Raw genomic sequence first — 23,539 nt, forward strand, 5'->3', positions numbered from 1 at the left:
GCTGGTAATGGCTGCGGATTCAACCGGTCGACGCAACACTATAAACTGCTTAGGCAGGAGGAGTGTTGCCATGAAACGCAAGCCACGAATCTATTACACTGACGATCAAAAGGCATTGATGTGGGAACGCTGGCGTCAAGGTGAATCTCTGCAGCATATTGCCCAACTTTTCGGCCGAAGTCACGGCGCAATCCAGGGAATTCTTATTCGTAACGGTGGGATTAGTCCTGCTCAGCGTTCCCGATCCAGGTTGGCTTTAACCATTGCCGAGCGCGAAGATATCTCGCGTTCGCTGGTAGGCGGCGCATCGATTCGGAAGATTGCCGCTTCGCTGGGTCGAGCCCATCCACCATCAGCCGGGAAATCAAGCGTAATGGTGGGGAGGCGCTATACCGGGCAAACCAGGCCGACAAGCGCGCCTGGGATCGAGCACGGCGCCCTAAGCGCTGTAGACTGGCAGAGAACCCTGCGCTGGCTGAAACGGTGGCTGCGAAGCTTCAACTGCAATGGTCACCTGAGCAAATTGCTGGATGGCTCAAGCGCGCTTACCTTGGCGATAAGGCTCATCAAGTGTCTCACGAAACGATTTATCGCAGCCTATACATTCAGGCTCGTGGCGCTCTGAAAAAGGAGCTTACCGAGCACTTGCGCCGTACTCGAGTAATGCGTCGCTCGCGCCACCACACGCAGAAGACTGAAGATCACGGCCGAATCGTCGATGCGATTTCGATTAGCGAACGGCCCGCCACGGCTGAAGATCGGGCAGTTCCTGGGCATTGGGAAGGTGATCTCTTATGTGGCAGTCACAACAGCCAGATCATCACGCTGGTTGAGCGGCAGACGCGCTATGTGATGCTAGTGAAGGTGGCGCACAAGGATAGCGAAACAGTCGTGAATGCGTTACTCCAGCATGCGATGAAGCTGCCCCGAGAACTCTACAAGTCGCTCACTTGGGATAGAGGTTCAGAGCTGGCAGACCACAAGCGTTTCAAGCTGGCGACCGATATCCAGGTCTTCTTTTGCGATCCAAGAAAACCTTGGCAACGCGGGTCGAATGAGAACACCAATGGCTTGCTGAGACAGTATTTGCCAAAGGGGCTGGATTTATCTAGTTACTCGCAAGGTCAGCTCGACGCCATCGCCATCGGCTGAATGAACGACCTAGAAAAACGTTAGACTATGAAACGCCGGCTCAACGGTTTTATCAATGTGTTGCGTCGACCGGTTGAATCCGCAGCCAAGAGCAGACCTACCGGAAGTCTACTGATTCACCATTAACTGCTAAATAAAATCATATGATGCGTCGAAGGATGCTTTTATCGCTGTTGCTTTCACCTTTCATCGCTAAGGCTGAGCAGCAAGAATCCAAGACAATTAGTACGCCTGGGGGGACTGTCTCGATGACTTCGAAAACAGTTACCCCAGTTCGACAGCAAATCGTCCCTGTGGGCCCACACAAGCTGAGGCAAATTCATGAACTTGATAAAGCGGCCAAGCAATTTTTGGCAGTTTATCAGCCAGGCGCTACCCCATCACTCAAAGCATACGATGAAGCGTTTCGGTTTTGGCAGCGAGACAAAGCTAGTCGGTTTTCTGTAGATGATGTAGTAGAAAGGCTAGGGGCTTACTTAGGAAGTAGGCTAGCAGAAGACTTTGATATGGAATGGGTTGAGGTCACCGACGAGTATGGAACAGACTTAGCTGTTCGAGCTAGAAAGTATGAAGTCGTTTCATTTCCATTGTCGTCCGTGGCGAAACGCGTTCAAAACAATCAATATGATTTTATGGCTGGAGTCTACTATGCTGTGCGGATTCAACCGGTCGACGCAACACATTGATAAAACCGTTGAGCCGGCGTTTCATAGTCTAACGTTTTTCTAGGTCGTTCATTCAGCCGATTGGCGATGGCGTCGAGCTGACCTTGCGAGTAACTAGATAAATCCAGCCCCTTTGGCAAATACTGTCTCAGCAAGCCATTGGTGTTCTCATTCGACCCGCGTTGCCAAGGTTTTCTTGGATCGCAAAAGAAGACCTGGATATCGGTCGCCAGCTTGAAACGCTTGTGGTCTGCCAGCTCTGAACCTCTATCCCAAGTGAGCGACTTGTAGAGTTCTGGGGCAGCTTCATCGCATGCTGGAGTAACGCATTCACGACTGTTTCGCTATCCTTGTGCGCCACCTTCACTAGCATCACATAGCGCGTCTGCCGCTCAACCAGCGTGATGATCTGGCTGTTGTGACTGCCACATAAGAGATCACCTTCCCAATGCCCAGGAACTGCCCGATCTTCAGCCGTGGCGGGCCGTTCGCTAATCGAAATCGCATCGACGATTCGGCCGTGATCTTCAGTCTTCTGCGTGTGGTGGCGCGAGCGACGCATTACTCGAGTACGGCGCAAGTGCTCGGTAAGCTCCTTTTTCAGAGCGCCACGAGCCTGAATGTATAGGCTGCGATAAATCGTTTCGTGAGACACTTGATGAGCCTTATCGCCAAGGTAAGCGCGCTTGAGCCATCCAGCAATTTGCTCAGGTGACCATTGCAGTTGAAGCTTCGCAGCCACCGTTTCAGCCAGCGCAGGGTTCTCTGCCAGTCTACAGCGCTTAGGGCGCCGTGCTCGATCCCAGGCGCGCTTGTCGGCCTGGTTTGCCCGGTATAGCGCCTCCCCACCATTACGCTTGATTTCCCGGCTGATGGTGGATGGGGCTCGACCCAGCGAAGCGGCAATCTTCCGAATCGATGCGCCGCCTACCAGCGAACGCGAGATATCTTCGCGCTCGGCAATGGTTAAAGCCAACCTGGATCGGGAACGCTGAGCAGGACTAATCCCACCGTTACGAACCCCGTTGGCCGGGCAAAATCCCCCACCCCTGGCCGGGTCAAAATCCCCCACCTCCTGACCGAGTAGCGCTGCTGTAGGCTGGCGGTCCCCGGAGAGCAATCCCGCTGGCAGGACGTAACCTTACCCCTTCGACCATCGAAGGGGAGCATGGAGGGTGAACGTCTTGAAACCAAACAAACGCACCACAGTCGCCACGCTGCTGGCAACCGGCACCAGCCAGCGCGAGATAGCGCGGCTGACCGGGGTGGACCGAAAAACCATCCGCCGCCTGGCGCTGGGCACGACCGGGCCGGAACCAAATTCCCCCACCCTGGCCGCCGGATCAGCGACAGCAAATTCCTCCACCCCGGCCACCGGCGCCCCGCTTGAAATTCCCCCACCCCGGCCACCGGCTCCAGATACCGGCCCGCAGTCCCTGTGCGAACCACACCGTGCCTTCATCGAGGCCCAGCTGCGCCTTCGCCGCAACTACACGGCGATCTATCAGGACCTGGTCGACCAATTCGGCTTCACGGGCCGCTACAACAGCGTCAAGCGCTTCGCCGGCCGTCTGGTGCAGCGCGATCCGGAGCAGTTCGACCGCCTTGAGTTCGCGCCCGGCGAGGAAGCCCAGGTCGACTACGGCGAGGGCGCGCTGACGCGCATCGCCGGCAGCGACCGATACCGGCGGCCACGCCTGTTCGTCATGACCCTGCGTTACTCGCGGCGCTGCTTCCGGCGTGTGGTCTGGAAATCATCGAAGGAAACGTGGGCCCAACTGCACGAGCAGGCCTTCCGGTACTTCGGCGGCACCACGGCCTACGTCGTGCTCGACAACCTCAAGGAAGGCGTCATCAAGCCCGACCTGTACGAACCGGAGCTGAACCCCGTCTACAGGGACGTGCTGGCCCACTACGGCGTCGTCGCCGACCCGGCCAGGGTGCGTGACCCAAACCGCAAGGGTACGGTCGAAAACGCGATCCAGCACACCCAGAGCACCGCGCTCAAGGGACGCCGCTTCGAGACCATCGAGGAGCAGAACGCCTTCCTCGAACAATGGGAAATCAAGTGGGCGGCGCCGCGCATCCACGGCAGCGCAAAGCGCCAGGTCGAGGCCATGTTTCAGGAGGAACGCGCCCACCTCGGCGCGTTGCCGCAGCAGGGCTTCGGCTATTACACCGAGTGCGAGCGCACCGTCGCCGACGACACCTGCATCCGCATCGACCATAGCAGCTACGCGGCGCGCCCGGCGAAGATCGGCAGCCGGGTGCTAGTGCGCCTGTTCGAGCGCCACGTCGAGATCCGCGACCGCTTCACGCTGGCCCTATTGCGCACGCATCCGCGCGCCCAGCGCCCCGGCAGCGTGCTGCTGCCCGACGATGAGCGGCCCTTCAACCCCTCACGCGAAACGCGCCGCATCCTGGCCCAGGCCGGCGACATCGGCGACGCCGCGCTGGCCCTGTGCCAGCAATGGTTCGAGCATGAAGGGCGAGTGGGCCAGCGCAAGCTGCGCGGCGTGGTGGGTCTGGCCAAGCGCTTTCCGCGCCGTCTGATCGACCAGGCTTGCGCCCAGGCTTTGCAGGAGAACGTGCGCAACTACAAGTCGATCAAGGTCCTGACCGAACGCTTGCTGGCGCAGGCGCTGGCCAAGATCGACGCGCCGCTCCAGGCCGAACTGGACCTGCAGCAGCACCATCCACTGATCCGCGAAGGCGAGGACTACGCCGACCTGTTCACGCGCGCGGCGAACGCCAGCGCCGCCATTACACCGACCACGGAGGCACCATGAGCATGAGCATGAACGAAATCGAGCGCGCCCTGCGCGAGCTGCGTCTGTCGGGCATCCGCGCCACTCTCGACACCCGCATCTTGCAGGCCCAAGCCAACCAGGAGCCCTTCCTCGACACCTTCTCGCTGATCCTGCAGGATGAACTGGACCGGCGCCGTTCGCGCCTGATGGAACGGCGCTTCCAGCAAAGCGGACTGGATGAACGGATGTCGCTGGCCGACTTCGACTGGCGTTTCAACCCCAAGCTGCCACGGGCCGCCTGCTTCGAGCTGCACACCCTCAAGTTCGTCGCCGAGGGGCAGAACGCCCTGATCATCGGCAGGCCAGGGACCGGCAAGAGCCACATCGCCAAGGCGGTGGCCTACCAGGCCACGCTGCAGGGGCACAACGTGCGCTACCTGGAGGCCGACGGCGCGTTCGCGGCCTATGCGCTGGGTGGCGATGCCGAACAACGGCAGCAGCTACGTACCTTGATCGACGCCGATCTTCTGGTCCTCGACGATCTGTTCCTGGCGCGCCGTATCGGCGACAAGGCCGGTGAGCTGCTGCAGACGCTAGTGCACCAGCGTTACAAACTCAAGCGCAGCATCGTGGTGACCTCCAACCGGGTCGTGCAGGACTGGGGCAAGTACCTTGGCGACAACACGATGGCGACCACCATCTTGGATCGGCTCATGCACAGGGCGCAGATCCTGGAGTTCGAGGGAAAAAGCTACCGACTGAAGGAGGCAGCGTCGCGGCTTACGCGCTTGACGTCTGCCGACGTCAAGCAGGACTGACAAGGCCGGCGGCAGGAACATGAACTACAATCCGGACTGTCCTGCCTGGGGGAATTTGACCTGGCCAAAGGTGGAGGAATTTAACCTGGCCAACGGGGTTACGAATAAGAATTCCCTGGATTGCGCCGTGACTTCGGCCGAAAAGTTGGGCAATATGCTGCAGAGATTCACCTTGACGCCAGCGTTCCCACATCAATGCCTTTTGATCGTCAGTGTAATAGATTCGTGGCTTGCGTTTCATGGCAACACTCCTCCTGCCTAAGCAGTTTATAGTGTTGCGTCGACCGGTTGAATCCGCATGTCAAAGATGCCATCGCTAGCGGACCGAAGGAGCGGTAGCACCCTAACTTCCGTGTTAGATGGTCAAATGGCTAGAACGGCGTTAAACGGCCACAAGCGGCCGGTCGCTTTTCCGCGTTGCTCATTAATGGAATTACTATGGAAATTATGTCGGTATCACCCCAAAAGAACTTTGAGGTGCGGACAGAAGTGTGGGAAGCTCGGAACTCGCTATGGGTGTATAGCCCATCGGTATGGGACGTCAAGCGTGACCACTGCATATTTTCATTTAAAGACGAAAACTGGTCAGCCGACGCGAGCGTTTGGGAAGATGAAGCAACTGTTCGACTGTGTCTGCGCAAGTTTCCGGGCAATCACCGACCAGACAGTTTGAAGGTTGAGATAGACTGTTTAGGTTTAAAAGCGAGGATGATTGGCCCCGCTACAGACCTGGTCCTTGAAGACCTTGAAAGCGCACTAGATAAAGCGTTGAAGTTTGACCGATGACTCTTGAGGTCCATACAGCCGCGTTCGGCCATAAGCCGCCATTCTATACGCTCGAACTTTGTCAGGTCTTATGCAATTCCTTTTAAACGGCGCGATTATTGATTTGAACCACTTTGATAAAGTTGTTCATTTACTGGTTCATGATGACCAGATTGGCGTGGTTAAACGTAACGGTGATACATTGAGACTGTTCGTATGCAAACGAGTGTCAGACCCTCAGTGGTCAAACCCATGGTGGTCTGATTATGCGCAATGCCTGGTTGAGAGCGAGGAACAAGCAAAGGAGCTCTTCCATGAGTACGCGCGCAATGCCTAACCTTGCCATCACGCAGGCCGTAACCGGCCAGATTCGGACCTTCGCCATCGAAATGGGCAACAAGGTTTTACAGAAGATTTGCAATAAATTTGAATTGCAATAATATTCAAAAATAAATCCCGCCATTTATGCTCGCTTCCCTTATTTTGATTGTTCTTATTATTACATTTGCAATTGTAATTTCGATTAAATTTTTGGAGCAACGGGAATCAGATATTAGGTGGAAAAAACTCAAAGCCGTATTCCCCTCCGACTTACATGAGGCAAAAAAACTTGCCTTTGACCGTCAGCAATCTTGGAAGATCACTGCGTTGGAGAAACTTAGTAATCACGGCAACATGACAGGAACACAAAAAGCGCTTGTCGATTGGTTGGTGGCTGGTGAGTGGATTGTAGAGCAGCAGGAAAACTTGAAAGTCCCTGAGCCCGTAATTAACGCGTTAGAGGCGTTTCTCATTGACGACCATGCAAACATAGAAGAGCTTGATCTGTATCAAGAGGTTCTTTCGACGTTCTTCCGTTTCTACAAGAGCTCGGCTTTTACCCATAAGGTGCTATTAAGTGATGCATTGATAAAACTCGGAACTTTTTCTAAAGCACATTTTTGGCGTCCAGCTATTCAATTTTTAAGCATGTCGCCGAGCGACGGCAAGGTGCTATTCGCATCTGGGTAAAGGTTCTAAATCTAAGCATTGAGGAAGAGCATGAGTTGAGGACTGAGCTATTCCATGCTTTTCGGTAGTCGTCATAGTTTGCAAGCAGTCAGATTGGTACAAGAGTTAGCAATCGGCGACATCAGCTGGAGTGACAAAGTGTAAACCTTTCAGGCGAGCATGATGCTACGCTCTCTCACGTCGGCCGGGTACGGCCAAAAGCTGACAAGTTGGAGTGCGCATGACAAAAACAAAAATAGGTTTGCTAATCTTCGTCACATTCATACTGTCGGCGTGCCTCGGTTGGGCAGCAAGCGAGTATAGGCAGCTGCAGCTACGCAAGGCGCAAAGCATAATGTCTCTAGTAACAGCCTATGATGCCGCAGAGAATGGAAATTATGATATGGCCTTGGAGTACGCATCATATGCATTTGCGTACGATAAGGACTCGCCACTTGCCGCAATTCAGATCCGAGAATTTACTTCCGAGCGCGTAAAACGACGGTGCGTTGAATTTCAATCTGGTTCAAAAGAATCAGACAGATAGGATGAGACATGTTAATGCGAACCAACGAATGCCGCTGACACTTACCGGCAAAAAGCTGACTAGATGCAGTTGAACAACTTGAATGGCAGATGACGATGAGCACACCAGAAATAGATAAAGGTGATTGGCGTCTACAAACCACGTCACACTTGGCAGAGAATTGGGATAACCCATGGACTGGAGTGACTGTCCCAATAGGTACGCGCATCACGGTAGTATCAGTAATCCAGCTAACTAAGAAGAAACAGCTCACTGTCCCGATACCTAATGCAACGGCTTCGATGCTCAACGCGTCTGCAAGAGCATTCAAAAGTGCTAAGATTTTGAGAGAATCAAGTCAGATTGATAAATCCCTGAAGAAGGAATTATCGTTTTCATCTGAGGCCGAGGCAATCGACTACATCGAAAGAATGATGGAGGCGATTGTTCTCGCTTATTCCGCTATAGAAGCGTTCGCAAAATGAATCCGTGCCTGACGACTTTATATACGCGCGGCACAAAAACAGTGAGGTGGTGCTCGAAGCATCTAACAAAGGGACAATTGAGCGTTACTCATCTACCGATGAAAAACTTACCGTAATCCTGCCTGAAGTACTGGGTTGCAAGTCCCCTAAAGGCACTCACTGCTGGCAAAACTACAAGCAGCTCAAGGAGTCACGCGACAGAATCATCCATATGAAGACGCTTGATAGGAAATCTTCGGGGCCGGAGATAGACACGGTTTGGAAAGCCATCGTATTAACTCCTGCCCCACACCTGGCTGCAAAGGCGATGATAGACCATTTCATTAAAAGCATGAACATTAAACCTCAATGGCATTCGAGATTTCTTGAAAGCGCTTAAGGGGATTATGGCTTTTTGATTCGCTGGGGTCTCAAGACAAGGCTCACCATTCACGATTTGAAAATTTATGACTGGCGGCTTAGGGGCGACAGAGGCTGCAAGTCCTTAGCTCAGCACACGCTAGTAATTGAATTCCTGAAGTGATAGATTGGGAACCCGATCGGCAAATCTAGGAGTATGGCCTCATGACTACCTACGCAGAAATTAAGGCACAAATCGCAGAGCTGGAGAACAAAGCTAAAGAAGCACGTGCTGCTGAATTGACGTCCGCCAAAGCAAAAATTGCTGAAATCATGACGACCTATGGTCTTACGCTGGATGACCTCAGGGGCGGCCGCAGCACAAAATCCTCCAAGGTTCGTCAACCGGTTCCGGCCAAGTACCGAAATGCTCAGACCGGCGAAACCTGGACTGGCCGAGGCCGGGCTCCCTTGTGGTTGGCCGGGAAGAGTAAGGATGACTTCCTGATTAAGTAAGTCGTTGGCCTCAACGGGCCAATAGCCGTCCGTCAGTTCGCGGATGTTGACTATGGAACAAATAGCTTCTGATTCTGTCTTTGAATGTGAATTCCGGCACAGCGCGCTACACAAATTGGGTGTAGGTTCAATGCAAAGACTACCGACTCATGTCTGGTATAGAAGGAGCTCTACCTCCACACGCCAAACCTTTAAAATCCCGCTGGGATTCTTGAGACTTTGCCCATCTTCGGTTTGGCCCGCATTCGCGGGCCTCTTTCTGACTGGACTTGGGGCTTTCGGCCAAAAGCGGTCCAAACATAAAGAAAAAGAATGAGTTTAAAATTGAAAATGCAAAGGGCCGTCCTGGCGTTTAGTCTCCTAGGCTCCCTTGCCGGTCCTGTATTATGTGCGCCCGCATCCCGCGACAGCTTTGAAGCCTTCGAACGCGATGTCGATACGATGATGCGAGGGTATGTTTCCAAAAGCGGTTGGGCCGCCAACCTAGCTATTGTATATGCCGGCAGGAAAATAGTGCGTGGCTCGTACGGCATCGGTGATCGAGTTTGGCAAATTCCTACTCGTCCTGACGCCGTGTATCGCGTTGGCTCAACTACCAAAATGTTCACTGCCGTGGCGATCTTGCAGTTGATCCAGTCGGGTAAGTTGGCTATCGATGCATCCGTTCGGAACTATCTTCCAGACTCGCCGCAATCATGGCAGCCGATTACGATCCAAAACCTTCTAAGCCAAAGCAGCGGGCTCGCAGAATACTCGGCCAGCACGAATTCCTTCCGTGCTCTCATGCGAGTCGATCGCACGCCGGACGCTATTTTGGCCTTGGTAAAAGATCAGCCATTACGGTTCATACCTGGTAGCAAATTCGAATATTCGAATACCAATTATGTCGCGCTCGGCATGATCATTGAGAAGGTAACAGGCAAAACTTACGCCGACTATATCGGTGAGCAGGTGCTCCGACCAGCGGGAATGACGCACTCGGGCTATTTTGATGATACTCAGATCCTGCCATCTTTCGTTCCCGGTTACCTGCTCACTGATGGCGGACTTCAGAACATGTTCCATATTTCCCCAAACATGCTCTACGCCGCGGGAAATCTATATTCGACCATCGACGACCTAATCCTCTGGGATCGTGCTTTGCATGATACAGATGCGCTCGGACTGAACGCAACGCTCCGGACACGTATGTTTCAGGATCAGGGCTTCGGTTATGGGTTTGGTGCCTTCGTCGACAAGATCGACGGCGAAATTGCGGTCGGCCATGGCGGCACACTACCAGGATATCAAGTTGGATACGAACGCTTCACGCGAGTTCCGCTGACGATCATTCTGATGGCGAACGTATATCCAGTCGATGTCGATAAAATAGCCGGCGATCTCGCTCGACTGTTTTTTAAACATTGTGGAAAAATAGACCCCGCCAGACAATGTGACCTAACAAGTCTTTCATTTGCCGTAGCTCAATGAGTCGAGATGCGCTGTGTTCGAGATGTGCGAAACAAAGCTATCTGGGAACGTTCACGAGTGGGCGCGAGTGGGCGGCAGACGGCTGCGGACGTTGATGCAACAGAGAAGGTTATCTAACGAGACTGGTTGATGAGTTGTTCCTACCAGATGCTGTTTAATTCTTGTATTTTGAGGAGTGCCTGAATTGAGAACAAACCGCCTGATATTCTCTTTCATTCTTGCGATCATGGCATTGGGCTCCCTCCCCGCACAGGCCATAACCGTTCCGCCTGGTATAAACTGCTCAGGAATCCTTGGAATGGCTGATTATTTGCACGGCCACCGGATTGTAATGTTTGGCGAAGGCCATGGCACGAACGAAATGCCCGCAACTTTCTTACGCATTGTTTGCACAGCCCTCCAACAAGGTGCTGAGGTCTCCGTCGGCCTTGAACAACCTGCCGACCAAGAGCAGCCTCTCGCCATGTACTTGACATCAGATGGTGGCCTCGCTGCTCGTGAGGCCCTGTTGCAGACTGACTTCTGGATTACAGGTAAGGACGGCAGGGCCAGCGTTGCGATGCTGGACATGATCGAGGGCTTGCGTCGACTTCGTCAGGCTGGGTATCGGCTAACGGTATTCCCGATGCAAGGTCGCAGCACGGATTGGCATCTTCGCAACGATGAGAAAATGGCAGACAGGATACGCGCAGAATTTAGCGCTCGCCCGGCGTCACTAATTCTGACGTTGAGCGGCAATATCCACAATATGAAAACGAAGCCGGCGTGGCTTCCTGCTGAAGTACCCGCAGCGGTACCTACCTACTTAAAGGACCTTGGTACGGATACCTTCAACTTGACCTCGACCGGAGGCGGCGCATGGGACTGCCAAAAAGAGTGCGGTGTACATTTTCGTACCGTTCAAGCAGGGCCCCAAGAATTTGCCGTTATCGTATCCGACGCTAAGGATGCCTACACTGGAGACATCAATGTCGGCCCGACGACGGCTTCACTTCCTGCAGTGGAGTCTTTGCGGCCACGTTAAACGACGACAAATAGACAGACACCGCGCCCGCAGTGGTTGTGCCTTGCTAGTCGAGCCCGTTACCGGCCAGAAGCCGTCATTCAGCTGCTAGGAAGTGAAACAGTAATAGTCCGTGGAATTGCCCAGTCCAAGTACCAATTTCCAGACTTGGCACTTCCATTCCAATTGCAACATAGATTCGCAAAAACGCACCGATAAATTCGAACAGTGAGCTCGCCAAGAACTATGGATCGACTATTTACCGTTATTGGCAGAATCAACAGCGTCTTGCTGCTCGTCGTTCTTCTTGGCGCTGGCATATCCGTCGGCTGGATGATGGTAGCCAGCAATCGATGGGAGCGTCGAGGTGCCGTGGAAGTTCCTGAGGCAGCTTCATCTTCGAAGCAATCGGTCATGTTGACATTTAGTCAGCTTGAAAGCATCACAGGCGCAAATGCACAAATGCTGCGGCTGACCACTCACGAAAAATCTCAGGGGTTCTCGTCCGGCAGCAGCGGAAGTGAAATCCGAAATGTTTTGTTCCTTACTGGGACCGCAAAAACCGCGCGATGGCTGTTTAAGGACCACAAGAACATCATTCTCAACGTATCGCAACTTCATCGTGAGCCAACCGACCGGAATGAGCGAGTAGAACAGCCGACCAAAGCACTGTACTTCGAATATGTCACAGACGACACAAATGGAGACGGCAAGCTTTCCTCTGAAGATCACTCAAACGTTGCTCTAACAACGCAGGATGGCACTGGCTTTACGGAGGTTTTGCACAACGCGGATCGCATATTCTCGTTTGAAGTGCTTGACCAAATGCATCTCTCGGTCGTATATCAAAAGGGGGCAACAGTAAGGCATGCCAAGTATTTGCTAACATCCTTGAAGCTGGAAGTTGATCAGGAAATCATAACAGTCCCGAAAAAAATCTAGCCCTATAGCTGAGGGACGGATGAGCTCAAAAATACATACGCGGACTAAATAATGCGGCGTTTCCAGGAGTCGTGGGTCTGCAATAATATCTTTCGCCTGCGCTAGTTCGTAGCATTGCCCGGCCCGCGTGTGGCTTTCGAACCTGAGACGGCACTCGGTCAAGAGCGACCTGTCAAAAACGATAAATGGATAAATGAACATATGTTGAGCCTTGACGATGTTATTTGGAAGGAGCTCCATGGCGGCTATAGAATTCCTTATGACGTCTCGATAGCCTTGAGGTCAATGAGAGATGGGATCGACGTATGGGATGAGCTTTGGAATGAGCTCCATCATCAGGGCGATGTCGGTGTCGCTTCTTACGCAGCAGTTCCACAAATCGTTAGCATCGCAGCCGCTGCAACTACTCGTGATTGGAATTTTTACGGGTTATTGGCAACCATCGAGGTTGAGCGTCATCGCAAAAGTAATCCTGCTTTGCCCGCATGGCTGAAGGCAGATTACGATAGCGCCTGGGTGCGAACTTCTGCGTTGGCTTTGACTGATCTCGGATTGGAAACCGACAGCACGACCATCCAAGCCATTCTCGGCGTGGTGGCCTTAGCAAAGGGCGAGTTGAAGTTGGGCGCCATGCTTTCGAATCTTGATGCATCGGAGCTGGACGAAATGCTTGAAGAGCAGTTTGCTTGGAGCGAAACCTACGATGAACAGGGTCGATAGCGGCCAGCAGCGGCCAATGCAAAAAGTGAATAATGAACAGCGATAAAATGGTCACAACGTGGCAAGACCAGATTCTGGTCGAATGTGAACGGATTATGCAGCGCCCCTTGACTAAGGCAGAAACATCTTTTGTGCGTAATCGGAAGGGCTTTCTGGCACTTGAAATGATGGAGGACTCTGTGGCAACAATGGCACGAAGTGAACTGCTGGCCTATCTAAATTCTGACCGTGGCTGAAGCGGCCAGAAACAGCCGTTCACCAATGCTTTTTAGAGAGACATGGATAACAAATTTCTGATTGGGTTGATCTGTCTTTCAGTAACCATTCCAGCAATGGGCCAGGCTAGCCGAGAGATTATCGAAGGTTGCTGGGCTGAAGGTGCCCATCCTGTAATGGCTGTTTGCGTTGAACGTTATGCCCGAGCAACTGAACTTGTCCTTGCAAAGACCGAAAACGCCACCTTAGCAAAATTTTCGATGAGTGCTGATAACAGTGCTTCTCGTGCAAAAGTAAAGAAGGCGTTACTGTCGAGTAGTCAGACCTTTCGTGCCTATCGCCTCGCTGAATGCAGATTCCGCGACGTGGTTGCCAGCAGTGGTAATGCGTCGGAATCATTGAAACTAGCATGCGAGGCAGAGTTAAACGAAGCCAGAATAGCAAGGCTCAATGAACTGAGTCAGTAACTAAAAGACTGTTGGCCTTGATGCCGATGTGAGTGAACCCAGGATTATAATGGGCTGACTACGGCCAGCAGCTGACATTGGTGCCAATTTAAAGAACGAATCAGAAATTATGTACCGCTTTGCATCTGACCTAAATCTAGACGACCTTGTCGGTACCGAGCTTCAGCAAATTTGTCTCGGACCAACCGACGTGCAATTTAGGTTTGGTTCTGGAACCTGCATCGCGTTACAGAGTCGGGCGACTCTGGTCACCGCCGGATTGGCGCAATCTGAGTGGACGGCGTCTGATGGGTGGTCGAACCACAAATTTCAGCTCATGCTTCATTCGCCTGTCAGAGAATATGTGGTGCTAAGTGAACGCCTTCTCGAGATCAGATTCACGAACGACTTAGCCCTACAGCTGCATGATGACTTTGATCAATTTGAGTCGTTGCAGATCTATCCCGGTGGCGATGTCGTTGATCAAATTGTTGTTTGAGACCTTTTGAGCTGGACTAGTAATCGGGGTTCCGTATTCGGCCAAGAGCGGATCACGACTGCTCTCAAGAAGATATGACGATGGATATTCTTGAATTTCCTGCCCACTTTCCACCAACAGACAAATGGAAGAAGTTTTTCATCGGCGTCCGATGGTTGGGGCCGGACCTATCCTTTTTTAAAACGCTAAAAGAATTCCAGGCAAACCGAACGGAAACTGATATGTCTCTGTGGGGCAGCGGCGAGCGTCAGATTTTAGCGGGGAAGATATCCCAGATTTTGCACGAGCAGCTCGGTTGGGGTTCTGCCGTGTTCATTCCTCGGGATGTCGCACGCGTAGCCTTTCATGGCCCCCGTTTCGACTTCAATGACTCGGATGCTGCCTTTGATGATATTGTTGAAATGCTAGACAGAGATTACTCGTTGAATCCTCCAAGTTCATTTTGGGAGTCCATGCGGGATGCAGAGCTCGGACAATTGGTAGATGGCTTGCTTGCGCTTCGGTGACGGAATGCGGCCAGAAGCGGCTTGAGATGGGTTACCGAACACCTGATTTTATTGGCTAGAGACCTTCCTGATGAACCGAAGTATATTGTTAGCCATCGTAACGCTACTCACGTTGAACAGTTCAGCGAGCGAACCCAAAGCAGTCTCGAAGCCGAAGCAACCTGAGACTAAGCAGCAATGCATTGAACGAGGTGGAAAATGGATTCTTTTCCCAATGGGCCAATTCTACTTTTGTACAATTAATACGACTGATGCGGGCAAGGCATGTTCTGATGATAGCGAGTGTCAAGGAGACTGCTCTCCTGTGAAAAACAAGGCTGCGAAGCCAGGCATCTGCGCGCCGACACTGCCTATGCCTGGCGGATGTCCCGAACACTTAATTGGCGGTAGGCTAATCTCAGAACCTTGCATCTAAGCGGGGCCGAAACCGGCCATTTGCGGACTATTCAATTCAAGAATTTTGAAGAGGTAGCTTTTGACTTCATCCAGTGGCCAGTTGGACCACCAAGAGATTCAGGACTACACACATTGCATATTAGGGCGCTTTTTCGTTACCTTTGCCCGTGTCGAGTTTACTGTCACTGCTTGTTGGGGACGCCGGGAAGTTCCAGGATAAGCTTGAACGCTTCCTTGAAACTGGTATTGCTCTGCACCCCGACAACAGTGCGCATTGTTGTGAAGTCTTCGCCTGGTATATGGCCGCTGACTCATTGCGCGAAGTGAGAAACCGGTTCGCGCATGGCCGTTGGGGATTTCATACGCAGACACAGATTGTCATACATGTTTCAGGGTACCCGCCGGCGGATCAGGATGAACGACGCTTCTCGTTGGCGGAACTTGACTCGATAGTCATGGATGTTGAATTGCTTAATAATGAACTATCGAAGATTATGTGATGCGCCGGACCCATATCGGCCAGAAGGGGACGCTCGCAATAAGTAGCTCAGGCTCGTCCACAGTACAGCGGACGACCGTAAGGAAAGGTGATGATGCCCAACGAACCGACACACCTCAGAATGAATTTGGTACAAGAAATTCAGCTTTTATACCCGACAGAGCCTGACTGGTCCAAAGTTGATAACGAGACGCTCGCTGCGCTTGTGGAGGACTTCGTGTCTGAACCTTCCAGCGCAACAATGGCGCTGGGATTGTTGGCAACGCGGCAGGATGCGCGTACAAACGAATTGGCGCACTGGTTGCGGGTTCACGAGCTAGCAGACCAATGGCTTAAAGCGGCAGCGCAGGACGTGCTTGAGGGCAAGTGAGGCACGCGGATTTGAATTCGAATCAGTCATAAGGTCCGCTTAAAGTGGCGACTTCTGCCTGAATGTGACAATTATCAACTTTGCATGTGGGCAACATGCTATCCTGACCTGCCGGACGGCACCCGGCCACCAACGGAGGGGCATTCCATGGACATAATCGTCGAGACTTTCCTAAACATAGGTGAACCGTCATCGGCCTCTTTTCGTGTTCGCCCCATTCCGGGGCAAGCGGTTCCTACGACAATGCGGGTTCAATGTTCAAAGGCCATGCGGCATGCGCACCCGCTAGGCACGAAGTTCAAACTTTCCGTTGACGTTGTACAACGAGAAGATGGTGGTCGCTTTCTTCGTGAGGTCGGTAAGGGGACCTGGGAAGTCGTTATTTAGGTGCTAGGGGTTGATATAGACGTCAATTACGCCGCATTCTTTACATTTCTAATTGGGGGGCCACGTGTCGTCTTGTTGGGCTGAAAGTATAGGAGGATGTAATGGCGGAATGTCACGAGAACACGTCGTGTCAAAGTCGCTTTTTCAGAGTAACGCGATTCATGTGAAGGGATTTCCTTGGTGCAAAGATGCGTTTCGTACTGTTGGAATCGAATCGCTCACAGCTAAAATTCTTTGCCAAAATCACAATAATAGCCTTTCTCGCCTTGACGCCGAAGCTAGCGCTGTATTTGACGCGATTCGGGAATTCTGCAGATGGGACAATATTCGCATCAACACAACGCCACTCGCTCGAATCAGCCGACCACCCACAATGATTAATGCGAGGTTATTGGAACGATGGTTTTTAAAAACTTTGCTGAATCTCTCTCTGTCTCACGATTATTACATTGGGCCACATGAAACAATAAGGAAGAAAGTTCCGCTAGACATCGTAGAAATCTGCTATGGACACAAAACCTTTGAGTCCGCTGCCGGAATGTACGCTGCTGCACGTCCTGGAATGATAATAGAATCGAGTGACACACTTCATTTTGCTCCACTTTTAAGTGTTGACCGCCTCTTGGGCGGTTTCTTCGAGTTTCGTGGGTTCCGATTTTTTCTGAATCTTATGCCTGATGATTTGCCAAACATGGCGAACTTTCAATCGTTAGACCCAAGCTGGCAAAACGCAAGCCTTCTTCGTCCGATAGAGAAAATTCAGATGCAGATTTCAAATTTCATTTTCGTTCCGTTATTTCTATTTGATTGGAATGCGGCAAGCTCACCGTATGAGCGACTACTCTGATTCCAAATTATGGAAATCGCCACGGTCAGCTTCGGGGCGAAAACGGAACTTCGCAATAACCTATTCGAGAAATAAGTAATCAACGAGCGAATAAGTGGAACTCTAAAAAGCAAAAAGCCCAACCTGTGAAGGCTGGGCTTTTCTGTATTTTGGCTCCCCGACCTGGACTCGAACCAGGGACCTGCGGATTAACAGTCCGTCGCTCTACCGACTGAGCTATCAGGGATTAGAGGCAACATTATATACTGTTAAAGCAACACTCACAAGGCATCACTTCCGGTACTTTCTGCTGCCGTTCGCGCCGCCGTAACGACGCGAGACCGAGATATTAAAGCACCTTGGCGACTGCGTCAACAACGGTGTCGATGTTGCGCGAATTCAACGCGGCGACGCAGATACGGCCGGTGTCCACGGCGTAGATCGACTGCTCGCGCAGCTTGCCTACCTGCTCCTTGGTCAGGCCGGAGTAGGAGAACATGCCAATCTGCTCACGCACGAATTCGAAGTTGTGGCCAGGGGCCTTCTCGGCCAGCTTGCGGACGAAGGTGTCGCGCATTTCCTTGATACGCACGCGCATGCCGGCCAGTTCGTCTTCCCACAGCTGGCGCAGTTCCGGGGTGGACAGCACGGTTGCCACCACCTTGCCGCCGTGCACAGGCGGGTTGGAGTAGTTGGTGCGCACCACGCGCTTCAGCTGGGACAGCAGGCGGGAAGCTTCGTCGGCGGACGCAGCGACCACGCTCAGCGCGCCCACGCGCTCGCCGTACAGCGAGAAGGACTTGGAGAAGGAGTTCGACACCAGCAGCGGCACGCCGGTGGCGGCGAAGCGGCGCACCACGGCGCCGTCTTCGGCGATGCCAGCGCCGAAGCCCTGGTAAGCCATGTCCAGGAACGGGATCAGGCCGCCGGCGACAACCGCGGCGATCACTTCATCCCACTGGCCCTGGGTCAGGTCGGCGCCGGTCGGGTTGTGGCAGCAGGCGTGCAGCACGACGATGGAGCCCTTCGGCATATCTTTCAGCGCGGCGATCATGCCGGCGAAGTTCACGCCCTTGGTGGCGGATCGTAGTAAGCGTAGTTGTTGACCTTGAAACCGGCGCTTTCGAACAGCGCGCGGTGGTTTTCCCAGCTCGGATCGCTGATGTACACGTCCGACGAAGCCGAGAAACGCTTCAGGAAGTCGGCGCCGATCTTCAGCGCGCCCGTGCCGCCCAGTGCCTGCACGGTCACGGCACGCTTCTCTTGAATAATGGCGCTGTCGGCACCAAATACCAGCTCTTGCACAGCCTTGTCTAAGCTGCCAGGCCTTCGATCGGCAGGTAAGTACGTGGGGCGTGCTGGGCAATGAGAATAGTTTCCGCTTTATCAACGCACGAGAGCAGCGGCACTTTGCCGTTGTCGTCATAATAAACACCGACGCCCAGGTTGATTTTGGCTGGGTTGGTGTCGGCATTAAAGGCTTCGGTGATACCAAGAATTGGGTCGCGCGGGGCCATCTCGATGGCGCTGAAAACGGAAGGATTCGTCATGATAAGATTGGATTCGATTGGAGGCGGTTCAGCAGCGTAGCATGCCGGCGTCCGAACAAAATCCGGTTTAGGCCGCCGACAAGCGCATATTCTACCAAAGGTCTGACCTCATGTCTGATTCGCAAAACAACGGCTCGCCACAAGCGACCGTAATCACCTTTCCCGATTCACCGTTCCGACTGCACCAGCCCTTCCCTCCGTCCGGCGACCAGCCCACGGCTATCGAAAGTTTGTGCGAAGGGATTGAGGACGGTTTGTCCTTCCAGACCCTGCTCGGTGTAACGGGTTCGGGCAAGACCTATACGATGGCCAACGTGATCGCCCGCATGGGCCGTCCCGCCATCGTGTTCGCGCCCAACAAGACGCTGGCGGCCCAGCTGTATTCGGAGTTCCGCGAGTTCTTCCCGGAGAATGCGGTCGAGTACTTCGTGTCCTGACTACGATTACTACCAGCCGGAAGCCTATGTGCCGCAGCGCGACCTGTTCATCGAGAAGGACTCGTCGATCAACGAGCACATCGAGCAGATGCGCCTGTCCTGCACCAAGTCGCTGATGGAGCGGCGCGACGTGGTCATCGTGGCGACCGTGTCCGCGATCTACGGTATCGGTAACCCGAACGAATACCACCAGATGATCCTCACGCTGCGCCAGAAAGACAAAGTGGCCCAGCGCGACGTGATCGCGCGCCTGATCCAGATGCAGTACACGCGCAATGAAATGGACTTCGGCCGCGGCACCTTCCGCGTGCGCGGCGATACCATCGATATCTTCCCGGCCGAACACGCCGAACTGGCTGTGCGCCTGGAAATGTTCGACGATGAAGTGGAATCGATCCAGCTGTTCGACCCGCTCACCGGCCGCGTGAAGCAGAAGATCCCGCGTTTCACCGTCTACCCGGGCTCGCATTATGTGACGCCGCGTTCGACGGTGCTGCGCGCCATCGAGACCATCAAGGCCGAGCTGCGCGACCGCCTGGAGTTCTTCCGCAAGGAAGGCAAGCTGCTGGAAGAGCAGCGCCTGGAACAGCGCACCCGCTTCGACCTGGAAATGATGGCGGAGATCGGCTTCACCAAGGGCATCGAGAACTACTCGCGCCACCTGTCCGGCGCCATGCCGGGCGAGCCGCCGCCAACACTGGTCGATTACCTGCCCAAGGATGCGCTGATGTTCCTGGACGAGTCCCACGTACTGATCGGCCAGCTCTCGGCCATGTACAACGGCGACCGTTCGCGCAAGACCAACTTGGTGGACTATGGCTTCCGCCTGCCGTCCGCGCTGGACAACCGCCCGCTGAAGTTCCAGGAATTTGAATCGAAGATGCGCCAGACCATCTTCGTCTCCGCCACGCCCGCTGACTACGAGCAGAAGAACGCCGGCCAGGTGGTCGAGCAGGTGGTGCGCCCTACCGGCCTGGTGGACCCGCAGGTGATCGTGCGCCCTGCCCGCACCCAGGTGGACGATCTGATGTCCGAGATCCAGGACCGCATCGAGAAGAACGAGCGCGTGCTGGTGACCACGCTGACCAAGCGCATGGCCGAGCAGCTCACCGAATACCTGGGCGACCACGGCATCAAGGTGCGCTACCTGCACAGCGATATCGAAACCGTGGAGCGTGTGGAAATCCTGCGCGACCTGCGTATCGGTACCTTCGATGTGCTGGTCGGCATCAACCTGCTGCGCGAGGGCCTGGACTTGCCGGAAGTGTCGCTGGTCGCGATCCTCGATGCGGACAAGGAAGGCTTCCTGCGTTCCGAGCGCTCGCTGATCCAGACCATCGGCCGCGCGGCGCGTAACCTGAACGGCGTGGCCCTGCTGTATGCGGACCACATGACCGATTCGATGGAGCGCGCCATTGGCGAGACGGAGCGCCGCCGCGCCAAGCAGGTCGCCTACAACGAGAAGATGGGCATCATTCCGCGCGGCGTGCACAAGGTCATCAAGGACATGATCGACGGCGTCTACAGCCCGAACGCGGCGAAGGAAGAGATGGCCGTGGCCGAGTCGGCGGCGAAGTACGAGTCGATGAGCGAGAAGCAGATCAGCAAGGAAATCAAGCGCCTGGAAAAGCTGATGATCGATCACGCCAAGAACCTGGAGTTCGAAAAAGCCGCCCAGGTACGCGACCAGCTGCATGCGCTCAAGGAGCAGCTCTTCGGCGCACCGGGGGCCGACGTTATTTCTTGAGGATCCGGGAACGCGGCGGGAACACGCGGCATCTAATGTTCGTAATCAATCGAAACTGAACCCAGATGCCAGCCCTAGCCGCTACCGAAGCCGAACTGCTCGAGCCGCCGCCCAAGGCGGTTTCGAGCCCATCATCCGGCGCCACAACCGCCTGCTCTACCGCACGGCGCGCAGCATCGTCCGCGACGATGCCGAGGCCGAGGACATCCTGCAGGATGCTTACCTGCAGGCTTTCCGCTCCCTTCCCAGCTTCCGTGGTGAATCCAGCCTGTCCACCTGGCTGACGCGCATCGTCATCAATATCGCGATGGCGCGCGTTCGCAAGAGCGCGCGCAGGGCCGAGATCATTCCACTGGAGGGCGCCATGCCGGATGAAAACTGGCCGACCGAGGCCGATGCGCCGGACACGTCCGCCATGCGGGCCGACGTGCGCCGCCTGCTGGAGCAGCAGATCGATGCCCTGCCCGATGCGTTCCGCACCGTCTTCATGTTGCGGGCGCTGGAGGAGATGAGCGTGGAGGAGACCAGCGCGGCGCTGGGCATCCCCGAAGCGACCGTGCGCAGCCGCCACTTCCGTGCCCGCAGCATGCTGCGGGAGGCGCTGTGCCGCGAGCTGGACATAGGGCTGGAGGAGGCATTCAGTTTCGATGGCGAGCGTTGCGACCGTATCACGGCGCGCGTGCTGGCCGCCCTCGACCAACCACAAGGAGAGCAACCATGAAGAAACTGATCCTCGCAACCATCCTCGCGGCTTCCGGCACCCTGGCGTACGCCCAGGCGCCGGACGATGCCCAGATCGCGGGCATTGTCGTCGCGGCGAATACCGTCGATATCGATGCGGGCAAGCTGGCTGAGAAGATGTCGGCCAACAAGGATGTGCAGGCGTTTGCGCGCATGATGGTCAACGACCACACCAGCGTGAACGAGAAGGCGACCGCCCTGGTGAAGAAGCTGAAGGTCACGCCGAAGGATAGCGATACCGCCCAAAGCCTGAAGTCCGGCGGCGATGCGAATATCGCCAGGCTGAAGGGACTGAAGGGCAAGGAGTTCGACAAAGCCTATGTGGACAATGAAGTCACCTACCACCAGGCAGTGATCGATGCGCTCGACAAGACTTTGATCCCCAACGCGAAGAATGCGGAATTGAAGCAGACGCTGGTCAATGTGCGACCTGCTTTCGTAGCCCACCTGGAGCATGCCAAACATATCCAGGCCGAGCTCAAATAAAAAACCCGAGGCCAAAAGCAGGTGGCTGCCACGATGTGGCAGCCACCAGTTTTACGCCTTGGGTTTTAATGAGCGTCAGCGGCCCGCTACTTAGGCTGCGGCACAATCCGCAGATAAGGCTTCGGCGCCTTCCACCCATTCGGGAACAGGCCCTTGGCATCATCATCGCTGACCGAACCGGCGATGATCACATCCTCGCCATGCTTCCAGTTCACCGGCGTCGCCACCTTATGCTTGGCCGTCAGCTGGATCGAATCGATCACGCGCAGGATTTCGTCGAAGTTGCGGCCCGAGGTCATCGGGTAAGTCATCATCATCTTGATCTTCTTGTCCGGGCCGATGACGAAGACCGAGCGCACGGTCGCATTGGTGGCGGCGGTGCGGCCTTCGGACGTGCCCGGCTCCTCGGCCGGCAGCATGTTGTACAGCTTGGCCACAGCCAGATCGGTATCGCCGATCATCGGATACTTGACGGCGGCGCCCTGGGTTTCCTCGATGTCCGCCGCCCACTTGCTGTGGTTCTCAACGGGGTCGATCGAGAGACCGATGATCTTGGTATTCCGCTTGGTGAATTCGGGTTCGATCTTGGCCATGTAGCCAAGTTCGGTAGTGCACACGGGGGTGAAGTCCTTCGGGTGCGAGAACAGCACGGCCCATTTATCCCCTATCCATTCATGAAAATCGATAGTGCCCTGGGTGGTCTGTGCCTTGAAGTTTGGTGCGGTATCGTTGATACGGAGGGACATGGCAACTCCTTTAGTGGTGGGACACGACGAGAACAGCCGGACTACTATGTTCGCACCGCGGCCTTACCAAAGCAACAAGTAAATCGAGCTCAGGCGAGCTCTGTGCTCATGCGGTCGAAGAAGGGCAAGCCCACCATTTGCAGTCGTTCGACCAGGAAGGCCGAGACTTCGTGGCAGGAGGTCATGGAGACTTCGATCAGATCGAAACTGCCGCCATCGATGCGGCCGAGGCGGACGATCCATTCGGACTCGAGGTGCACGTCATCGAGCTGGGCTTGCGAGATCAGCGAGGGACGCTGGGCCAGGTCCGGGAAGCGGCCGTGCTCGGAATACGCCAGCTCCAGCGTCACCGCATCGCGCAGCCCGCGCGAGTCCGGCGTGAGGATGACCAGGCAGTTCCCGCGCTTCCACACCACGTCGTTACCGGACAGGCAGGGCGCCGTGGCGTTCCACAGTTTGAAGTCGGGCAGCGCAACGCGCAGGTGGTCGGCAAACGTGCTTGCCAGCGTCAGTCTCAGTTTCCGGTCCATGGAAATCTCTCGCGGA

23 protein-coding genes, 1 tRNA gene and 4 pseudogenes are annotated in these 23,539 nt (G+C 54.6%); 22 read left to right on the top strand and 6 right to left on the bottom strand.

What is annotated here, in order from left to right; all coding sequences use genetic code 11:
* Positions 1 to 70: 70 nt before the first annotated feature.
* A pseudogene (locus ACHMW6_RS24030) lies at positions 71 to 1,229 on the top strand (IS30 family transposase).
* Between the two features lie 81 nt (positions 1,230 to 1,310).
* On the top strand, positions 1,311 to 1,838 hold the full coding sequence (locus tag ACHMW6_RS24035; RefSeq protein WP_395400542.1) for a DUF3806 domain-containing protein: 528 nt from the start codon (positions 1,311 to 1,313) through the stop codon (positions 1,836 to 1,838).
* Here ACHMW6_RS24035 and ACHMW6_RS24040 read toward each other — a convergent pair.
* A pseudogene (locus ACHMW6_RS24040) lies at positions 1,814 to 2,889 on the bottom strand (IS30 family transposase). The gene ACHMW6_RS24035 and the pseudogene ACHMW6_RS24040 overlap by 25 nt on opposite strands.
* Positions 2,890 to 2,992: 103 nt before the next feature.
* Here ACHMW6_RS24040 and istA point away from each other — a divergent pair.
* Positions 2,993 to 4,606 (top strand): IS21 family transposase, encoded by a 1,614-nt coding sequence (gene istA, locus ACHMW6_RS24045; protein ID WP_395400544.1) that lies wholly within the window; start codon positions 2,993 to 2,995, stop codon positions 4,604 to 4,606.
* A gap of 2 nt (positions 4,607 to 4,608) precedes the next feature.
* Positions 4,609 to 5,385 carry an IS21-like element helper ATPase IstB gene (gene istB, locus ACHMW6_RS24050; protein ID WP_395408548.1) on the top strand — a complete coding sequence of 259 codons (777 nt, stop codon included), beginning with the start codon at positions 4,609 to 4,611 and terminating at the stop codon, positions 5,383 to 5,385.
* Here the strand turns inward: istB and ACHMW6_RS24055 are convergent.
* Positions 5,372 to 5,626 carry a hypothetical protein gene (locus ACHMW6_RS24055; RefSeq protein ID WP_395400546.1) on the bottom strand — a complete coding sequence of 85 codons (255 nt, stop codon included), beginning with the start codon at positions 5,624 to 5,626 and terminating at the stop codon, positions 5,372 to 5,374. The two genes, istB and ACHMW6_RS24055, sit on opposite strands and share 14 nt — an antisense overlap.
* 838 nt (positions 5,627 to 6,464) lie before the next feature.
* Between ACHMW6_RS24055 and ACHMW6_RS24060 the strand changes: the two genes are divergently transcribed.
* The 15 genes from ACHMW6_RS24060 (at position 6,465) to ACHMW6_RS24130 (ending at position 17,307) form a co-directional block, all read left to right on the top strand.
* Positions 6,465 to 6,590: a hypothetical protein gene (locus ACHMW6_RS24060; protein ID WP_395400548.1), complete on the top strand. Its 126-nt coding sequence runs from the start codon at positions 6,465 to 6,467 to the stop codon at positions 6,588 to 6,590.
* A 25-nt stretch (positions 6,591 to 6,615) separates the two neighbouring features.
* Positions 6,616 to 7,161, top strand: a complete 546-nt coding sequence (locus ACHMW6_RS24065) for a hypothetical protein (protein ID WP_395400550.1) — start codon at positions 6,616 to 6,618, stop codon at positions 7,159 to 7,161.
* A gap of 621 nt (positions 7,162 to 7,782) precedes the next feature.
* Positions 7,783 to 8,151, top strand: coding sequence for a hypothetical protein (locus tag ACHMW6_RS24070; RefSeq protein WP_395400552.1), 369 nt, complete (start codon positions 7,783 to 7,785; stop codon positions 8,149 to 8,151).
* A 4-nt stretch (positions 8,152 to 8,155) separates the two neighbouring features.
* A complete protein-coding gene (locus tag ACHMW6_RS24075) occupies positions 8,156 to 8,530 on the top strand; it encodes a hypothetical protein (RefSeq protein WP_395400554.1) in 375 nt (124 codons plus the stop codon).
* A 185-nt stretch (positions 8,531 to 8,715) separates the two neighbouring features.
* Entirely contained in the window at positions 8,716 to 9,006 is a 291-nt protein-coding gene (locus tag ACHMW6_RS24080) for an H-NS family nucleoid-associated regulatory protein (protein WP_395400556.1), read from the top strand.
* 312 nt (positions 9,007 to 9,318) lie between these two features.
* A complete protein-coding gene (locus tag ACHMW6_RS24085; protein WP_395400558.1) occupies positions 9,319 to 10,476 on the top strand; it encodes a serine hydrolase domain-containing protein in 1,158 nt (385 codons plus the stop codon).
* Between the two features lie 184 nt (positions 10,477 to 10,660).
* Positions 10,661 to 11,500 carry a hypothetical protein gene (locus tag ACHMW6_RS24090; protein ID WP_395400560.1) on the top strand — a complete coding sequence of 280 codons (840 nt, stop codon included), beginning with the start codon at positions 10,661 to 10,663 and terminating at the stop codon, positions 11,498 to 11,500.
* A gap of 225 nt (positions 11,501 to 11,725) precedes the next feature.
* Entirely contained in the window at positions 11,726 to 12,421 is a 696-nt protein-coding gene (locus ACHMW6_RS24095; RefSeq protein ID WP_395400562.1) for a hypothetical protein, read from the top strand.
* A gap of 129 nt (positions 12,422 to 12,550) precedes the next feature.
* Positions 12,551 to 13,141: a hypothetical protein gene (locus tag ACHMW6_RS24100; RefSeq protein ID WP_395400564.1), complete on the top strand. Its 591-nt coding sequence runs from the start codon at positions 12,551 to 12,553 to the stop codon at positions 13,139 to 13,141.
* 32 nt (positions 13,142 to 13,173) lie between these two features.
* Positions 13,174 to 13,377 carry a hypothetical protein gene (locus tag ACHMW6_RS24105; RefSeq protein WP_395400566.1) on the top strand — a complete coding sequence of 68 codons (204 nt, stop codon included), beginning with the start codon at positions 13,174 to 13,176 and terminating at the stop codon, positions 13,375 to 13,377.
* Positions 13,378 to 13,419: 42 nt separating this feature from the next.
* A complete protein-coding gene (locus ACHMW6_RS24110; RefSeq protein ID WP_395400568.1) occupies positions 13,420 to 13,824 on the top strand; it encodes a lysozyme inhibitor LprI family protein in 405 nt (134 codons plus the stop codon).
* Between the two features lie 109 nt (positions 13,825 to 13,933).
* Positions 13,934 to 14,302: a hypothetical protein gene (locus ACHMW6_RS24115; RefSeq protein ID WP_395400570.1), complete on the top strand. Its 369-nt coding sequence runs from the start codon at positions 13,934 to 13,936 to the stop codon at positions 14,300 to 14,302.
* Positions 14,303 to 14,382: 80 nt separating this feature from the next.
* The gene (locus ACHMW6_RS24120; RefSeq protein ID WP_395400572.1) at positions 14,383 to 14,808 is read left to right on the top strand and encodes a hypothetical protein; all 426 of its coding nucleotides are present in this window, start codon (positions 14,383 to 14,385) and stop codon (positions 14,806 to 14,808) included.
* A gap of 986 nt (positions 14,809 to 15,794) precedes the next feature.
* On the top strand, positions 15,795 to 16,073 hold the full coding sequence (locus ACHMW6_RS24125; RefSeq protein WP_395400574.1) for a hypothetical protein: 279 nt from the start codon (positions 15,795 to 15,797) through the stop codon (positions 16,071 to 16,073).
* A 514-nt stretch (positions 16,074 to 16,587) separates the two neighbouring features.
* Positions 16,588 to 17,307 (top strand): hypothetical protein, encoded by a 720-nt coding sequence (locus ACHMW6_RS24130; protein WP_395400576.1) that lies wholly within the window; start codon positions 16,588 to 16,590, stop codon positions 17,305 to 17,307.
* 150 nt (positions 17,308 to 17,457) lie between these two features.
* Here the strand turns inward: ACHMW6_RS24130 and ACHMW6_RS24135 are convergent.
* Positions 17,458 to 17,533: transfer RNA gene (locus ACHMW6_RS24135), tRNA-Asn, on the bottom strand.
* A 102-nt stretch (positions 17,534 to 17,635) separates the two neighbouring features.
* A pseudogene (locus ACHMW6_RS24140) lies at positions 17,636 to 18,836 on the bottom strand (amino acid aminotransferase).
* Between the two features lie 110 nt (positions 18,837 to 18,946).
* Here ACHMW6_RS24140 and uvrB point away from each other — a divergent pair.
* From uvrB to ACHMW6_RS24155, 3 genes and pseudogenes are all read left to right on the top strand, one after another.
* Positions 18,947 to 21,020 (top strand): annotated as a pseudogene (gene uvrB, locus ACHMW6_RS24145) (excinuclease ABC subunit UvrB).
* Entirely contained in the window at positions 20,968 to 21,741 is a 774-nt protein-coding gene (locus ACHMW6_RS24150) for an RNA polymerase sigma factor (protein ID WP_395400578.1), read from the top strand. The pseudogene uvrB and the gene ACHMW6_RS24150 overlap by 53 nt, the downstream one beginning before the upstream one ends.
* The gene (locus tag ACHMW6_RS24155; protein ID WP_395400580.1) at positions 21,738 to 22,247 is read left to right on the top strand and encodes a DUF4142 domain-containing protein; all 510 of its coding nucleotides are present in this window, start codon (positions 21,738 to 21,740) and stop codon (positions 22,245 to 22,247) included. The genes ACHMW6_RS24150 and ACHMW6_RS24155 overlap by 4 nt, the downstream gene beginning before the upstream one ends.
* Before the next feature lie 86 nt (positions 22,248 to 22,333).
* On the opposite strand, the gene ACHMW6_RS24160 is transcribed toward ACHMW6_RS24155, so the two are convergent.
* The gene (locus ACHMW6_RS24160; RefSeq protein WP_395400582.1) at positions 22,334 to 22,993 is read right to left on the bottom strand and encodes a peroxiredoxin; all 660 of its coding nucleotides are present in this window, start codon (positions 22,991 to 22,993) and stop codon (positions 22,334 to 22,336) included.
* 89 nt (positions 22,994 to 23,082) lie between these two features.
* Entirely contained in the window at positions 23,083 to 23,523 is a 441-nt protein-coding gene (locus ACHMW6_RS24165; protein ID WP_395400584.1) for a hypothetical protein, read from the bottom strand.
* Between the last annotated feature and the right edge of the window lie 16 nt (positions 23,524 to 23,539).

The sequence above is a fragment of the Pseudoduganella sp. UC29_106 genome (genome assembly GCF_044055365.1).
Classification (GTDB): Bacteria; Pseudomonadota; Gammaproteobacteria; order Burkholderiales; family Burkholderiaceae_D; genus Rugamonas.

Bases quoted from the DNA above. Each gene is read 5' to 3' on its own strand.
- ACHMW6_RS24035 (WP_395400542.1), top strand. From the start codon at position 1,311: ATGCTTTTATCGCTGTTGCTTTCACCTTTCATCGCTAAGGCTGAGCAG.
- istB (WP_395408548.1), top strand. From the start codon at position 4,609: ATGAGCATGAACGAAATCGAGCGCGCCCTGCGCGAGCTGCGTCTGTCG.
- ACHMW6_RS24055 (WP_395400546.1), bottom strand. From the start codon at position 5,626: ATGAAACGCAAGCCACGAATCTATTACACTGACGATCAAAAGGCATTG.
- ACHMW6_RS24060 (WP_395400548.1), top strand. From the start codon at position 6,465: ATGAGTACGCGCGCAATGCCTAACCTTGCCATCACGCAGGCCGTAACC.
- ACHMW6_RS24065 (WP_395400550.1), top strand. From the start codon at position 6,616: ATGCTCGCTTCCCTTATTTTGATTGTTCTTATTATTACATTTGCAATT.
- ACHMW6_RS24070 (WP_395400552.1), top strand. From the start codon at position 7,783: ATGAGCACACCAGAAATAGATAAAGGTGATTGGCGTCTACAAACCACG.
- ACHMW6_RS24080 (WP_395400556.1), top strand. From the start codon at position 8,716: ATGACTACCTACGCAGAAATTAAGGCACAAATCGCAGAGCTGGAGAAC.
- ACHMW6_RS24085 (WP_395400558.1), top strand. From the start codon at position 9,319: ATGAGTTTAAAATTGAAAATGCAAAGGGCCGTCCTGGCGTTTAGTCTC.
- ACHMW6_RS24095 (WP_395400562.1), top strand. From the start codon at position 11,726: ATGGATCGACTATTTACCGTTATTGGCAGAATCAACAGCGTCTTGCTG.
- ACHMW6_RS24105 (WP_395400566.1), top strand. From the start codon at position 13,174: ATGAACAGCGATAAAATGGTCACAACGTGGCAAGACCAGATTCTGGTC.
- ACHMW6_RS24110 (WP_395400568.1), top strand. From the start codon at position 13,420: ATGGATAACAAATTTCTGATTGGGTTGATCTGTCTTTCAGTAACCATT.
- ACHMW6_RS24115 (WP_395400570.1), top strand. From the start codon at position 13,934: ATGTACCGCTTTGCATCTGACCTAAATCTAGACGACCTTGTCGGTACC.
- ACHMW6_RS24120 (WP_395400572.1), top strand. From the start codon at position 14,383: ATGGATATTCTTGAATTTCCTGCCCACTTTCCACCAACAGACAAATGG.
- ACHMW6_RS24125 (WP_395400574.1), top strand. From the start codon at position 15,795: ATGATGCCCAACGAACCGACACACCTCAGAATGAATTTGGTACAAGAA.
- ACHMW6_RS24150 (WP_395400578.1), top strand. From the start codon at position 20,968: ATGCGCTCAAGGAGCAGCTCTTCGGCGCACCGGGGGCCGACGTTATTT.
- ACHMW6_RS24155 (WP_395400580.1), top strand. From the start codon at position 21,738: ATGAAGAAACTGATCCTCGCAACCATCCTCGCGGCTTCCGGCACCCTG.
- ACHMW6_RS24160 (WP_395400582.1), bottom strand. From the start codon at position 22,993: ATGTCCCTCCGTATCAACGATACCGCACCAAACTTCAAGGCACAGACC.
- ACHMW6_RS24165 (WP_395400584.1), bottom strand. From the start codon at position 23,523: ATGGACCGGAAACTGAGACTGACGCTGGCAAGCACGTTTGCCGACCAC.